Origin of the sequence: Caproiciproducens sp. CPB-2, assembly GCF_036287215.1 — a bacterium.
Taxonomy (GTDB): domain Bacteria; phylum Bacillota; class Clostridia; order Oscillospirales; family Acutalibacteraceae; genus Caproiciproducens.
On sequence record NZ_CP142860.1, the window covers coordinates 1854010 to 1866453 of the forward strand.

General features: G+C 51.0%; 13 protein-coding genes. 2 read left to right on the forward strand and 11 right to left on the reverse strand.

The window, feature by feature from the left end; genetic code table 11:
• Positions 1 to 82: 82 nt before the first annotated feature.
• On the reverse strand, positions 83 to 853 hold the full coding sequence (sigG, locus tag VXK30_RS09230) for an RNA polymerase sporulation sigma factor SigG (RefSeq protein ID WP_038324238.1): 771 nt from the start codon (positions 851 to 853) through the stop codon (positions 83 to 85).
• Positions 854 to 1036: 183 nt separating this feature from the next.
• Here sigG and VXK30_RS09235 point away from each other — a divergent pair, with 183 nt between their 5' ends.
• On the forward strand, positions 1037 to 2359 hold the full coding sequence (locus VXK30_RS09235) for a CCA tRNA nucleotidyltransferase (RefSeq protein ID WP_275715950.1): 1323 nt from the start codon (positions 1037 to 1039) through the stop codon (positions 2357 to 2359).
• The gene (locus VXK30_RS09240) at positions 2343 to 2843 is read left to right on the forward strand and encodes a DNA-deoxyinosine glycosylase (RefSeq protein ID WP_275715952.1); all 501 of its coding nucleotides are present in this window, start codon (positions 2343 to 2345) and stop codon (positions 2841 to 2843) included. The genes VXK30_RS09235 and VXK30_RS09240 overlap by 17 nt, the downstream gene beginning before the upstream one ends.
• A 43-nt stretch (positions 2844 to 2886) precedes the next feature.
• On the opposite strand, the gene sigE is transcribed toward VXK30_RS09240, so the two are convergent.
• The 10 genes from sigE to VXK30_RS09290 form a co-directional block, all read right to left on the reverse strand.
• Complete coding sequence (sigE, locus tag VXK30_RS09245) at positions 2887 to 3582, reverse strand: RNA polymerase sporulation sigma factor SigE (protein WP_275715977.1); 696 nt, start codon at positions 3580 to 3582, stop codon at positions 2887 to 2889.
• A gap of 90 nt (positions 3583 to 3672) precedes the next feature.
• Positions 3673 to 4497 (reverse strand): sigma-E processing peptidase SpoIIGA, encoded by an 825-nt coding sequence (locus VXK30_RS09250; RefSeq protein WP_275715954.1) that lies wholly within the window; start codon positions 4495 to 4497, stop codon positions 3673 to 3675.
• Between the two features lie 205 nt (positions 4498 to 4702).
• Positions 4703 to 5605 (reverse strand): IS3 family transposase, encoded by a 903-nt coding sequence (locus VXK30_RS09255; protein ID WP_329493117.1) that lies wholly within the window; start codon positions 5603 to 5605, stop codon positions 4703 to 4705.
• Complete coding sequence (locus tag VXK30_RS09260; RefSeq protein ID WP_329493119.1) at positions 5602 to 6282, reverse strand: helix-turn-helix domain-containing protein; 681 nt, start codon at positions 6280 to 6282, stop codon at positions 5602 to 5604. The genes VXK30_RS09255 and VXK30_RS09260 overlap by 4 nt, the downstream gene beginning before the upstream one ends.
• 233 nt (positions 6283 to 6515) lie before the next feature.
• On the reverse strand, positions 6516 to 6887 hold the full coding sequence (locus VXK30_RS09265) for a type II toxin-antitoxin system PemK/MazF family toxin (protein ID WP_038324246.1): 372 nt from the start codon (positions 6885 to 6887) through the stop codon (positions 6516 to 6518).
• A 161-nt stretch (positions 6888 to 7048) separates the two neighbouring features.
• Positions 7049 to 7546 (reverse strand): hypothetical protein, encoded by a 498-nt coding sequence (locus VXK30_RS09270; RefSeq protein WP_275717289.1) that lies wholly within the window; start codon positions 7544 to 7546, stop codon positions 7049 to 7051.
• A gap of 32 nt (positions 7547 to 7578) precedes the next feature.
• Positions 7579 to 9111, reverse strand: coding sequence for an NAD(P)H-hydrate dehydratase (locus VXK30_RS09275; protein ID WP_275717287.1), 1533 nt, complete (start codon positions 9109 to 9111; stop codon positions 7579 to 7581).
• Complete coding sequence (acpS, locus tag VXK30_RS09280) at positions 9092 to 9478, reverse strand: holo-ACP synthase (protein WP_275717285.1); 387 nt, start codon at positions 9476 to 9478, stop codon at positions 9092 to 9094. Before acpS ends, VXK30_RS09275 begins: the two co-directional genes overlap by 20 nt.
• Positions 9459 to 9971: a DUF6106 family protein gene (locus tag VXK30_RS09285; RefSeq protein WP_275717283.1), complete on the reverse strand. Its 513-nt coding sequence runs from the start codon at positions 9969 to 9971 to the stop codon at positions 9459 to 9461. Before VXK30_RS09285 ends, acpS begins: the two co-directional genes overlap by 20 nt.
• Before the next feature lie 107 nt (positions 9972 to 10078).
• Entirely contained in the window at positions 10079 to 12418 is a 2340-nt protein-coding gene (locus tag VXK30_RS09290; protein ID WP_275717281.1) for a glycogen/starch/alpha-glucan phosphorylase, read from the reverse strand.
• Positions 12419 to 12444: the final 26 nt, after the last annotated feature.

Genomic DNA, 12444 nt, shown 5'->3' on the forward strand with positions numbered 1-12444 from the left:
TCCTCCGATTCCTTACAATCTATTACAGCGCCCAGTATAATTGCTGATTGTGAAGTTGACGTGACGGGAAAGGAAACAACAGCTAAATGTCTTTCTTGATCTTATCCAGCGCGGCCTTTTCCAGCCTGGAAACCTGCGCCTGACTGATTCCGATCTCCGAAGCAACCTCCATCTGTGTTTTTCCCTGGAAAAAGCGCATGGAAAGAATCCGCTTTTCCCTGCTGTTCAAATCGCGGATCGCTTCCTTCAGCGCGATTTCGTCCAGCCAGTTGGAATCGTCGTTGTTGTCGCCCACCTGATCCATCACATAAATGGTGTCGCCGCCGTCTGAAAAAACCGGCTCAAAAAGCGAAACCGGTTCCACAATGGATTCCAGCGCAAGCACCACATCCTCCCTCGGCAGGTTCAATTCTTTTGCTATTTCATCAATGCTGGGCTCGCGGTTGTTTTCAGCCGTCATTCTTTCTTTCGCCTGCATGGCCTTATACGCGGTGTCACGCAGCGACCGGCTGACACGTATGGAATTGTTATCCCTCAGATAACGCCGGATTTCTCCAATGATCATGGGCACCCCATAGGTGCTGAAACGGACGCCCTGATTGATGTCAAAGTGGTCGATCGCCTTGATCAGGCCGATGCAGCCCACCTGAAAAAGATCGTCAAGATTTTCCCCGCGGTTTGTAAAGCGCTGAATGACGCTTAAAACAAGACGCAGGTTCCCGTTAATGAGTTCGTCGCGGGCTTTCATATCCCCTTCTTTCACCCGGCGCAACAGCTGCATTTTTTCCTTTTCGGTAAGTACTTTTAATTTCGAAGTATTGACTCCGCAGATTTCGACTTTATTGTACTGCATGCCGTTCCCTCATTTCCATGGAATAACTTACTACCATTATTACCATGGGCGGAGTGATTCATGCGGAGCCGGCAGTAAAAATATTATGGGGAAAGGGAATTGCTTTTCCGTTATAAAGTCGTATATACTATAATCAATCCGTATCCTGTAAAAACAGGAAATAAGAGCAAGCGAGGCGGAGCCATGCAAATTCAGATATCGCCGCAGGTTGAAACGGTTCTTCAAAAACTGACGGCTTCCGGCTTTGAGGCCTATGTTGTCGGCGGCTGTGTGCGGGATTCCATCCTCGGGCTGGAGCCAAACGACTGGGATGTGACCACCTCCGCCCCGCCCGAGGAAACGGAACGCATTTTCAGCAGCTATCCGTGCGCAAAAACCGGAATTCAGCACGGAACCCTTTCGGTGCTGATCGATCATCGGCCCGTGGAAGTGACCACCTTCCGGGTGGACGGACAGTATTCCGACAACCGGCATCCGGACAGCGTCCGCTTTACCCGCAGCTTAAAAGATGATTTATCGCGCAGGGATTTTACCGTCAACGCCCTGGCCTATTCGCACGCCGACGGCGTAATCGACTGCTTTGGCGGGATGGATGACCTGAAAAACCGAATCATCCGATGCGTCGGAACCCCCGGCCTGCGTTTTCAGGAGGACGGGCTCAGAATTTTGCGGGCGCTTCGCTTTTCTTCCGTGCTGGGATTTTCCCCGGAGCCAAACACCTCGGCCGCCATTCTGTCCAATTGCGGGCTGCTCCAACAAATCGCCCGGGAGCGCATTCAGTCGGAGCTGACCAGGCTCCTTTGCGGAAACCCGTCCGAGGTACTTCGAAAATACCGCACCGTGCTGGAGCAGATCCTTCCGGAATTTTGCTTCATGACTCAATTGGACGAATGGGAACACACGCTGAAAGCCGTTTCAAAGGTAGAAGCAACACCCGTTTTACGGCTGACTATGCTTTTATATCATATCCGACAATCTGCCCCGTCTGAACAAAGCCGAAACGAAAAAGAATCCTTTGACGGTTCCTGCAGCCAAAACGCCGAAGCTGTCAAGGCAATTCTTTTACGGCTCCGGTATGACAGAGATACGGTGAAAACTGTTTCCGAACTAACGGCGCTTCAACGGTTTCCTCTTCCCGCGGACGAAAGAAGCCTGCTGAAGCTTCTCCATCAGTACGGCAAAAAAACGCTGAGTTTGCTTTTCAAAGTGCGGGACGCGGATCTGCGGGCGCAAAACCCGCCCGACACCCGTGGACTGGAAGGACTGAAAAAAGCGGAAGCGATATTCCGAAGCATTTTCACACGGGGATTATGCTACTCTCTGAAGGGTTTACAGATCAAAGGCTCGGATTTATTATCGATCGGCATTTCTGAAGGGACCGAAATCGGCAGGATGCTTTCCCAGCTTTTAAACGCGGTGATGGACGGCAAATGCTTAAACCGGCGGGAAGCGCTTCTGAAATACGCATTGCAGTTAAAGGATGAATACCATGGTGGAAACAGTTGAGCATACCTTTGGACCTGTTTATGATGAAAACTCAAGAATATTGATTTTAGGGACGATCCCTTCGCCGAAATCCCGCGAATACGGGTTTTACTACTCCCATCCGCAGAACCGGTTCTGGCGAATCGTATCGGATTTATACGGTCAGAAGCTTCCAGAAAGCAACGCGGAAAAAACGGAATTTCTGCTGAGAAACCGCATTGCGCTCTGGGATGTCCTCAAAAGCTGCAAAATCTCCGGGGCGGACGACGGCAGTATCCGCGACCCGGTCGCAAACGATATCGGAGGCCTCTTAAAAGGAACCGATATCCGCGCGGTATTTACCACGGGAACAAAGGCTGCCGCTCTCTACCGCAGGTTTTGTGAAAAAAGCGCGGGATGTCCGGCCATTGCGCTGCCTTCGACAAGCCCGGCCAACTGCCGGCACTATAACTATGAAAGCCTGAGAGAAGCCTACCGGGTGATTCTGAAATACACACTGGAATAAAGAAAGCGTCGAAAAAGGCGGGCATCGTGATGCCCGCCTTTTTTCAGCTTACGCGCTCCAGGTCCTTTTTCAGCCTTTCAATAATCCGTTTTTCCAGGCGCGATATGTATGACTGTGAAATACCAAGGGTGTCGGCTACTTCCTTCTGCGTATGCTCTTTCGTATTGTTCAGGCCAAAACGGAGCTGCATGATTTCCCGCTCCCGCGGAGCGAGATGCGACACGGCAGTCAGCAAAAGATTCCGCTCTACCTCCTGTTCAATGTTGCGGTTGACGGTATCCTGGTCGCTGCCCAGAATATCGGAAAGCAGAAGCTCATTTCCGTCCCAGTCCACATTTAACGGATCGTCGATGGAGACTTCGTTTTTTAACTGGGAGCTTTTACGGAGGTACATCAGAATTTCGTTTTCAATACAGCGGGACGCATAGGTTGCCAGCTTGATGTTGCGCTCGGGGCAAAAAGTGTTTACTGCTTTAATCAGCCCAATCGTTCCGATCGAGATCAGATCCTCCACCCCGGCGCTGCTCGATTCAAACTTTTTGGCGATGTACACAACAAGCCTGAGGTTGTGGGTGATCAGCGGTTCCCGCGCGTTTGGAACATTGTTCAGAATGTTCATCATCACCTTTTCCTCTTCCTTCTTCGTCAGCGGCGGAGGAAGAGTCTCTGGCCCGTTAATATAGTGTACATGCCCGTTTAGACCTAATCGCAGCCATAATAATGACAGCTTATTTCCCATTTCCCTTATCAGCTTATTCATTCCCATTTTCACTCTTTCCCTTTTGCCGCTGCCGCCGCGGCTGAGAAACGCGCCTGCCTACGGCCAAATTTAGGCTGACGTTTTTTGCAGTAAATCCGGATTTAAGAGCGCGCTGAACGCTCCAAGCTTCGATTTGGTTACCGCTATGTACACCTCGTGTACTTCAATCTTCTCTCTTCCTGTCATGACTGTCAGTTTATCCGGTTTAAACGCCGGAAGAAGCCCCTCCCCCGAAACCGCCTGAAACGGCACCAGCCGGATTTTCCCGCTTTCGTGCCGCGGGGCGATTCCGTCAAGACAATCCTCACAGACAACGGCGACCGGCGCGTTTGAAAACGGTTCGGTCAGCGTGTTGCCGGTATCCACCTTTGCGGCACAGGAAACCGACTTTCCGTTAAAATCGATCTGAATCCGGCAGAAAAGGTTTTCCGGGGCCTGACGGCCCGTAATGCGGTGAATCAGGCGTATGATAAAATAGCATATAACTGTCAGAATGATCAGAAGAAGCGGTGAAACATTGAAATAAACCACCGAATTTTTGATAATGAGCCCCTGCGGGGCGATAAAATACCACAGCGCAAGCATGAAACCCGCAAAGGCAAAGCTCATGATATAAAAGGCGGCCAGTTCTCTCAGAAACTGCTTGATTCCGTAATAGGGATACGCAAATAAAACAATCAGTCCCGACACGGCCAGCTTAAAAGCCAAGGATAAAAAAAGATTGGTTTCGGGCAGCAGAATAGAAAGAGAAGCGGCCGCACCCAGGGCCGCGGCTGCAACCATTCTGGAACGTTTCACCGGCAGCGAAAGAAATTTTGAAACGGCAAGCAGCAAAAAATAATTGATAAATAAGTTGATACCGACCAGTACGTCTATGTAAATCGTCTGCTTCAAAGAGATCCCTCCCTGCGCTAAAAATAATTATACTGGTGCAGGGTCAAACATTGTGTCATAAATTGTATCCGATTCAGAATTAAAATTGTATGTTTACGATAAAAAACGCCGGTCCTCACAATGGTGTGCACCCCGTCAAGAGGACAATGAAAAAATAAAAAGATTTTTAGGACTGCTGTCCGCCGGAACCGGCGGGCAGCAATTTTTACGCAGCTTTTGCGTACTGTGCATGGAACTCCATGGGTGTCATAACAGACAATCGGCGCTGCAGTCGCCGGTAGTTGTAAAAGTAAATATACTCTGAAATGGCTTGCGTGATCTGTTTCCGGTCGGTGAATTTGCGTCCATAGTACATTTCCCGTTTGAGGATACCCCAAAAGCCTTCCATCGGCCCATTGTCAATACAGTGCGCCACTCTGGACATGCTTTGCTTCATCTTGGCGGCATGCAATTTCGAGTGAAAAGAACGGCTGGTATACTGGTACCCCCGGTCACTGTGAAATAGCGGGTGTGCGTCCGGATTAGCGGCCACGGCAGCATCCAGCGTATTGAATACCAACCTGTTGTCATTATGATCGCCTACGGCATAGGCAACGATGCGCCGGTCGTACAAGTCCAGAATAGCGCTCAGATAAACCTTGCGGATTTCCGGGCCGATGAAATACTTGAATTCCGTTACATCGGTCAACCATTTTCGGTTCGGAGCGTCCGCATAAAATTTGCGGTTCAAATAGTTTTTGGCAATGTATTCCGGCGATGCCGCACTTTTTGTGCACCCGTGCCGACGGTATTTGACGCTGGACTGAATATGAAGTGCACGGTCGATGCGGAGTACTCGCTTGTCGTTGACATGAATGCCATGATGCCTGTCCAACTCATCCCGTATTCTGCGGTATCCCATATCCGTATGCAGGCTATGGATTTTCTCGACCTCGCCTGCGATGAGTTCGTTTTCCAACTCGCGGCTGCTTTTCGGGTGCTTCAGCCATCTGTAATACGCCGAGCGCGTGATGTGCAGAAAGCCGCAGAGTTTCCAAACAGGGAATACCCGTTCCGCAGACAGCGTGCTTACCGCGCCGTAAGCCGCCGGATGCCTGATGAAGCTCAACGTCGCCTCCTCTCCAATTCCTTCACTTTTTTTAACAGAGCGTTCTCCATTTCCAGATCATAGTTTTTCCGTTCAAGCTGAGCAACCTTGTCTCTGAGTTCTTCTTCCGGCGTCCGGCTCGGAAGCGTCCCGGCCCGGTGTCCCCGCCGGTCCTCCAGCCCCGCCCTGCCCATATTTCGGTATTTCCTCGTCCAGGTGTAAACCTGCTGGTAAGAAACTCGATACTTAAGCGCTGTACCGCCGTAATCATTCCCGTTGACGATACACGCTTTTACGATCTCCATCCGTTCTTTCGCGGTTGTATCCCGGCCCTTCGTCATGCGACTCCCTCCCGTATGTATCCTGAAGTCTTCATGACAATTATATACCCTCAGCCAATCCCTGAGCTGCCGGGTATCACGGATTCCGTACTTTTCGCAGATTTCCTGAAGAGAACCTTTCCCAGCAAGATAATCCAAAACTGCCGATAGTTTCGTTTCCTTGCCGTATGCCCGGTCGTGTCCGTGGGTCAGAAACCCCGCAGGCCCTTCCGTCTTGTACCGACTGACCCAACGCGCAATCGTCTTGCAATCTACTCCCGCCTGTTTTCCTGCTTCGCTGTATCCAATTTTGCCTGACAAATACAATTCTACAATACGGATCTTTTCTTCGGCTGTTGTCTTCTTCCTATTCGGCATAATTTTACCCCCAGACTGAAGAACAGTGCTTTTTTATTTCACTGTCCTATCTGGGGGTAGCATATCACAAGAACCGGCGTTGCGTTTTATTTGATTCACATTTTAATGCTCCTGTTTTCCCCGCTGGGTTTTCTGCTGCTCCTTTGCGGGGAGGCCATTCCTCTTTTTTATTTTATTTTTATGGTTTTTACGGCCAATAGAAATGTACATATTTTTATTGATTTCAGGCAACTCTATGTAGCCTCGCGTTCCTCTTCGTCAAGATCAAGGCCAAAGCTGATAGATAGAGCCTGATTGACCTGTGTCATTGCCGTATTATCAAGGCGCCCCATGCGCTCTTTCAATCTGTGTTTGTCGATTGTACGAACCTGTTCAAGCAGGACAACGGAATCCTTTGCGAGTCCGGTGGTCTGGGCATTGAGCATAATATGCGTTGGAAGGTTTGCCTTTGCTCGCTGGCTGGTGATTGCCGCGGCAATCACGGTCGGACTGAACCGGTTTCCAACATCATTCTGAACAATCAGCACAGGTCGGACGCCGCCCTGCTCAGAACCAACAACCGGGCTCAGGTCGGCATAATAAATATCGCCTCTTCTAATGTTCACATTTTTCACGCTCCGAATAATTTATGATATAGGGTCTGCGGTTATTGTTGACATTCTCCAGACGATTTATTCGCTTGCAGTCCCTAACACATAATATTATTTAGGCGCGGAGGTTGACATAAAATTAAATAGAAAAAAAGGGTGCAACCGCCGTCACACCCTTATTGCGTATCGTCGCGCATCTGCGCTTTCAGTTTTTTTTGAGGAATGGAAATGGTTTGAATCTGCCCCGTATTTCTGTCGGCGGTCATTGTGAAATCAATGCCCTCCACGGTGCCGGAAAATTCATTCCCATGCGTTCTGGTAAGGGAGCCGCCTTTCTCCGCATAGTCCAGAACCTGCAGCAAAATGACGGCAAAAGAGGTGTCCGGCAAAACGCACTCGTCGCTTTTGGCGGAAATTCCACTGTAGGAAACAGAAAATCCTTCGCCGCTCCAATCGTAGGTCAGACCGTTCATATCCCCGGAAAGAAACTGCACGTTCGCCCTTCCGGGCGCGTCGCGACTCAATGCGCATTGTATTTTTTCGCCGTTGTAATCAATATCGGCCGTGCAGTGAAAACAGAAAACGATGTCTTCGGCCTTCATTTCCTGCGCCGCACAGGCAGAAAAAGAGAAAACCAGAAAAAAAGAAAACAGGCATATCGCTGTCCGGCGCATAGCTTTCCACTCTCCGCACAAAAAATACGGTTTTACCGCTCAAGCTCCAGAAACAGCCCCGGAAGCATACCGATCATGTCCGTCGGCAGCATGGCGTACTGGGAAAACGCTTTCGCACAGCGATCCCCCGCCTCACCGTGAAGATACACCGCGCCGACCGCCGCCGCCGCAGGGTCAATCCCCTGCGCAATAAAGGAAGCCGCCATTCCCGCCAGAACATCCCCGCTGCCTCCCTTTGCCATTCCGGGATTTCCCGTTGGATTGAGATGTACCATTCCGTTCGGCTCCGCAATCAATGTGCCGGCGCCCTTGAGCACGAGGATGACATTGTGCTTTTCCGCAAAGCTCCGGGCATACTCCAACCGGTGGGCCTGCACATCCTTTACGGCGGTCTTCATCAGACGGGCCATCTCCCCGGGATGGGGAGTCAGTACAACAGGAACGCGGGCTGTTTCCAATACATTTATATTCTCCGCAAGGATGTTTATGCCATCTGCGTCAATAATGAGGGGAACCTGTGAATCGGAAACGAGACCGCATACGATCCGCGTCATCTCTTCCCCGCGCCCCAGCCCGCAGCCGATCAGGCACGCGCTCGCTTTGGACAGAGCATCCTTCAGCGCCTTCCTGCCGGCGGGAAGCATCGTTCCGTCCGGCGCATAGTCAAGCAGGGTGAAAACCGGCTCCGCAATCTGGGAAGCAACGATCGGGTAAATGGTACGGGGAAGCGCCGCATCCACAATACCGGCTCCGCAGCGAACGGCTGCCTTGACGCTCATCACCGCCGCTCCGGCCATCCCGTCGCTGCCGCAGAGGCACAGCAGCCTGCCGTAATTTCCTTTATTGCTGAGCGCATTCCGCGGCCTCAGCAGAGATTGTGCCGCCGAAAGCTCCGTTACCTCAAACGTCGACTTCTGGCTGGCGATGAGATCTGCGCCGATACCGATCGGCGCCACGGTTACCTGCCCGCAGTAATCCTGTGCGGGCTGAATCAGATGTCCGTTTTTCAGGGTGGAAAAGGAAATCGTATCGTCCGCCTGGATGCATTCCCCATCCACCGCCCCGGAATCGCAGCTGGCACCGCTGGGGATATCCAGGGAAACAACCACCGCTGCGGAATTTCGCACCGCGTGAAAGACCGGAAGAATTTCATCCGGAACACGGCCGTGGAACCCGGTCCCGTAAATAGCGTCGATGATAAAGTCGGCGGAGGCGATGGCGGCTTCTGACTTCCCGCCTTCCCCACCGTCCAGAATTTTTACCGCTGTATCTTTCAGACGCGAAAATACGGTCTTTGCAAGGTCTGTGCGGGGAAGGCCGTCGGTCATCACCGCGGTAACCGGCACGCCGAGCTCAAACAGCCTGCGCGCCATCACATAGCCGTCTCCTCCGTTATTCCCTTTCCCGCAGAGAATCACGACTTTCCGTCCGGACAGGCTGAACTTTTTCCGCAGGAAGCGGACGGCCGCGGCACCGGCGTTTTCCATCAGCTCCAAATAGCTGATTCCGGAGTCGACGGCGCTTTTTTCAAGCTCCTTGCTCTGTTCACAGTTTAATACCTTCATTTTCAGGCTCCTCCCCGATCACAACTGCCGAAGCGTATTCTTTTGTATGGGTCACGCTGACCTGGAGAACAATTTTTCTTTTCTGCACGATTTTCAGCGCGCTGCCGCGCAATTGAAAATATGGCCTGCCGTTTTCCTCTCTCAACAGCTCCACCTCGCCGAACGAAAATCCGCGCATCCCCGTGCCCAGCGCTTTGGAAAAGGCTTCTTTTGCGCTGAAGCTGGCGGCGACGCTCTGAACGGGAAATCCGCGCAATTCAAGCTGAGCGTACTCGGCGGGGCCGAGTATCCTCAGTAAAAAGCGCGGATTCTCCATGGATTTCCTGATTCTTTTTATTTCTACTAAATCAATTCCTGCCAAAAGCATTGACTGCTACCTGCCTTGAAAGAAATGGTTTGATCGCGGTCAGGACCTTTTCGCTCGGGCTGAACAGCACCAGAACCCTGCCCTTTTGGGGGTGGCGCGCCGCAAGGTACCAGGCGTCCCGGCCGTTTTCATATTCCGAAGCGTTGAATCTGGCCGAATAGGACTGTTTTTGATGATCTTCCTTCCGGTACCTGCCCAGAGCTTCAATGTCGTGCGCATCAACGGAGATCACTTTTTTTCTGCTCCGTCGGCTGATGATTTTATCGATCGTAAGATCGCTGTTGGTCACACTGTATTCGTATTCCAGGCTGCGCGAAGAAATCAGATAGTAGTCCAGAACAAAAATACCGACCATAGCCGGCAGCAAAAGCATGGGTATGTACACCGCCAAAAGCGTAAGGATCAGGCAGCTTGCCGCGAGGGCCCCGGCAAATACAAACCAATCGCTTCTACCGATTCTTTTCTTGATCATTTGTTCAACAAAAATATCCATTTTCAATCTCTCCAACCGAATGCTGATTTATTGGATATTGTAACATATCGGTTTCCGCATTACAAGGGATTGCGCCCCCGGCAGCGGAATTGCCGACAGGTTCCTTATCACATTCCCCAGATTTGTATGGCATATTCCCTGACCGCCCTGTCGCTCGAAAATTTTCCGGCACCGGCTGTGTTCAGAAAGCCTTTGCGGGAAAACGCCAGCCGGTCGCTGTAATCGGAAATTGCACGCAGCCTTGTGTCGCAGTAAGAGAGAAAATCGTACAGGACAAAGTAATGATCCGGCTTATGCCAGCTGGCCCCGTCAAGCAGGGAATGATACAGTTCCCGGAACATTCCGGTACCCCCGTCGTCAAACATGCCGTTGACAAGAGTATCCACCGCCGCCCGTACCCTTTCGTTCTGCTCGTAGATCGTTCTCGGGTTGTAGGAGTCCGCGATTTTTTCAAGCTCCTCCACACGCGCTCCGAAAATATAATTGTTTTCTTCCCCCGCCTGCCGGATGATCTCCACGTTCGCTCCGTCCAGTGTTCCGAGCGTTACCGCGCCGTTGAGCATCAGCTTCATGTTACTCGTACCGGAGGCCTCCGTCCCCGCTGTCGAAATCTGTTCGGAAATATCGGCGGCCGGCATGATTTTTTCCGCATAGGACACGTTGTAATTGGAGACGAAAACAACTTTCATCAAATGACTGACGTCCGGGTCATTGTTTATTTTATTGGCAATTTCATGGATGAATTTAATAATGCCTTTTGCCCTGAGATACCCCGGGGCCGCCTTGCCGCCGAACAGGAAGGCTGTCGGGTTAAAATGCTGGATTCTTCCGTCCTTTAAGCCGAAATACAGATCAAGAATGGAAAAAGCGTTTAGGAGCTGACGTTTATATTCGTGCAGCCGTTTCACCTGAACGTCAAAAATAAATTCGGGGTTCAGCCTGATTCCGTCATGCTTTTCAATATAGTCGGAAAGCTGCTGCTTCTTTATCTGTTTGATTTGCGCAAACTGGCGGATAACGTTATCGTCGTCCTTATATCGTTCCAGATTCTTCAGCTTCTCCAAATCCGTAACCCAGCCACTGCCGATCCTGTCGGTGAGAAATCCGGAAAGCTCCATGTTGGAAAGTGCCATCCAGCGCCGCTGGGTGACTCCATTGGTTTTATTGTTGAACCGCTTGGGGTAAATCTGATACCATTCTTTCAATACGGAGTTTTTCAGTATTTCCGTATGGATTTCCGCCACACCGTTCACGGAATGGGTAGCGAAAACCGCGAGCCGCGCCATATGAATCACCGGGTTTTCGTCAATAATCAGATACGGCTTTTGCGCTTTCTCTGTCGTAATTCCCATGCCGGACAGCTCCTTGAGCAGGGCTTTATTAATCATGACCACATACCGGTACACATTGGGGAGCACGCTCCTGAACAGCTTCGCATCCCATTTTTCCAGCGCTTCAGCCATAATGGTATGATTGGTATAGGCAAACGTCTGTCTTGCGATTTTCAGCGCCTTTCCGAAGGACACCCCCTCCCCGGAGACCAGAAGCCGGATAAATTCGGGGATGGACACCACGGGATGCGTATCATTCAGCTGAATCGCGTACTCCCCTGAAAAATGCGTGAAATCGTTTCCGTATCTTTTCTTATAGGTTCTGATAAGATCCTGTAAAGACGCGCTTGTGAAAAAATACTGCTGCTTCAGCCTGAGCTTTTTCCCCTTGTCCGTCGTGTCATTCGGGTACAGTACGCTGGAAATCGCTTCCGCATCATCCTTCTCCCGGACGGCAAGTTCAAATTTCTGGTCGTTAAACAGCTGAAAATGAAACGGAACTACCGGCTCCGCCTGCCAAAGACGCAGGGTGTTCACTGTGTTCGCTCCGTACCCGATGACGGGCGTGTCGTAGGGAACCGCATAGACCGTCTGGTTTTTGAACCTGACCTCTACTTTGTCCTCTTCTCTGCGCTGGGACCACGGGTCGCCGAACTGCTGCCAGTCGTCCACGGTTTCTTTCTGGAATCCGTTTTCAAAATTCTGCCTGAAAAGGCCGTACCTGTACCGGATTCCGTAACCGTTCAGGGCAATCCCCTGTGTGGCGGCCGAATCTAAAAAGCAGGCGGCGAGCCTGCCAAGCCCTCCGTTTCCGAGCGCCGCGTCTTCGATCTCTTCAAAAACAGCTACGTCTATATTATTTTCATGAAACAGCTCGGAAAGCTGGTTCAGAAGCCCTAAATTCTGTAAATTGCTGTAAATGAGCCGTCCTGTTAAAAATTCGGCTGAAAAATAGCAGGCCTTTTTACCTGCGTCCGGCGCTTCCCATTTGGACTTCACCTGCTTCATCGCCGCCTTCGAAACCGCATGATACAGTTCCAGAACATCCGCCTGATGGATCGTTTTACCGCTTTCCAATTCCAAAAGGGTTATCACATCGTTCTTAAATGTGTTCATAAAATCCACTCCTTAAAGTACAGAGA

What these genes read in the sequence shown, in the direction of transcription:
- sigG (WP_038324238.1), bottom strand. Translation starts at nt 853, where the DNA reads ATGCAGTACAATAAAGTCGAAATCTGCGGAGTCAATACTTCGAAATTA.
- VXK30_RS09235 (WP_275715950.1), top strand. Translation starts at nt 1,037, where the DNA reads ATGCAAATTCAGATATCGCCGCAGGTTGAAACGGTTCTTCAAAAACTG.
- VXK30_RS09240 (WP_275715952.1), top strand. Translation starts at nt 2,343, where the DNA reads ATGGTGGAAACAGTTGAGCATACCTTTGGACCTGTTTATGATGAAAAC.
- sigE (WP_275715977.1), bottom strand. Translation starts at nt 3,582, where the DNA reads ATGGGAAATAAGCTGTCATTATTATGGCTGCGATTAGGTCTAAACGGG.
- VXK30_RS09260 (WP_329493119.1), bottom strand. Translation starts at nt 6,282, where the DNA reads ATGCCGAATAGGAAGAAGACAACAGCCGAAGAAAAGATCCGTATTGTA.
- VXK30_RS09270 (WP_275717289.1), bottom strand. Translation starts at nt 7,546, where the DNA reads ATGCGCCGGACAGCGATATGCCTGTTTTCTTTTTTTCTGGTTTTCTCT.
- VXK30_RS09275 (WP_275717287.1), bottom strand. Translation starts at nt 9,111, where the DNA reads ATGAAGGTATTAAACTGTGAACAGAGCAAGGAGCTTGAAAAAAGCGCC.
- acpS (WP_275717285.1), bottom strand. Translation starts at nt 9,478, where the DNA reads ATGCTTTTGGCAGGAATTGATTTAGTAGAAATAAAAAGAATCAGGAAA.
- VXK30_RS09285 (WP_275717283.1), bottom strand. Translation starts at nt 9,971, where the DNA reads ATGGATATTTTTGTTGAACAAATGATCAAGAAAAGAATCGGTAGAAGC.
- VXK30_RS09290 (WP_275717281.1), bottom strand. Translation starts at nt 12,418, where the DNA reads ATGAACACATTTAAGAACGATGTGATAACCCTTTTGGAATTGGAAAGC.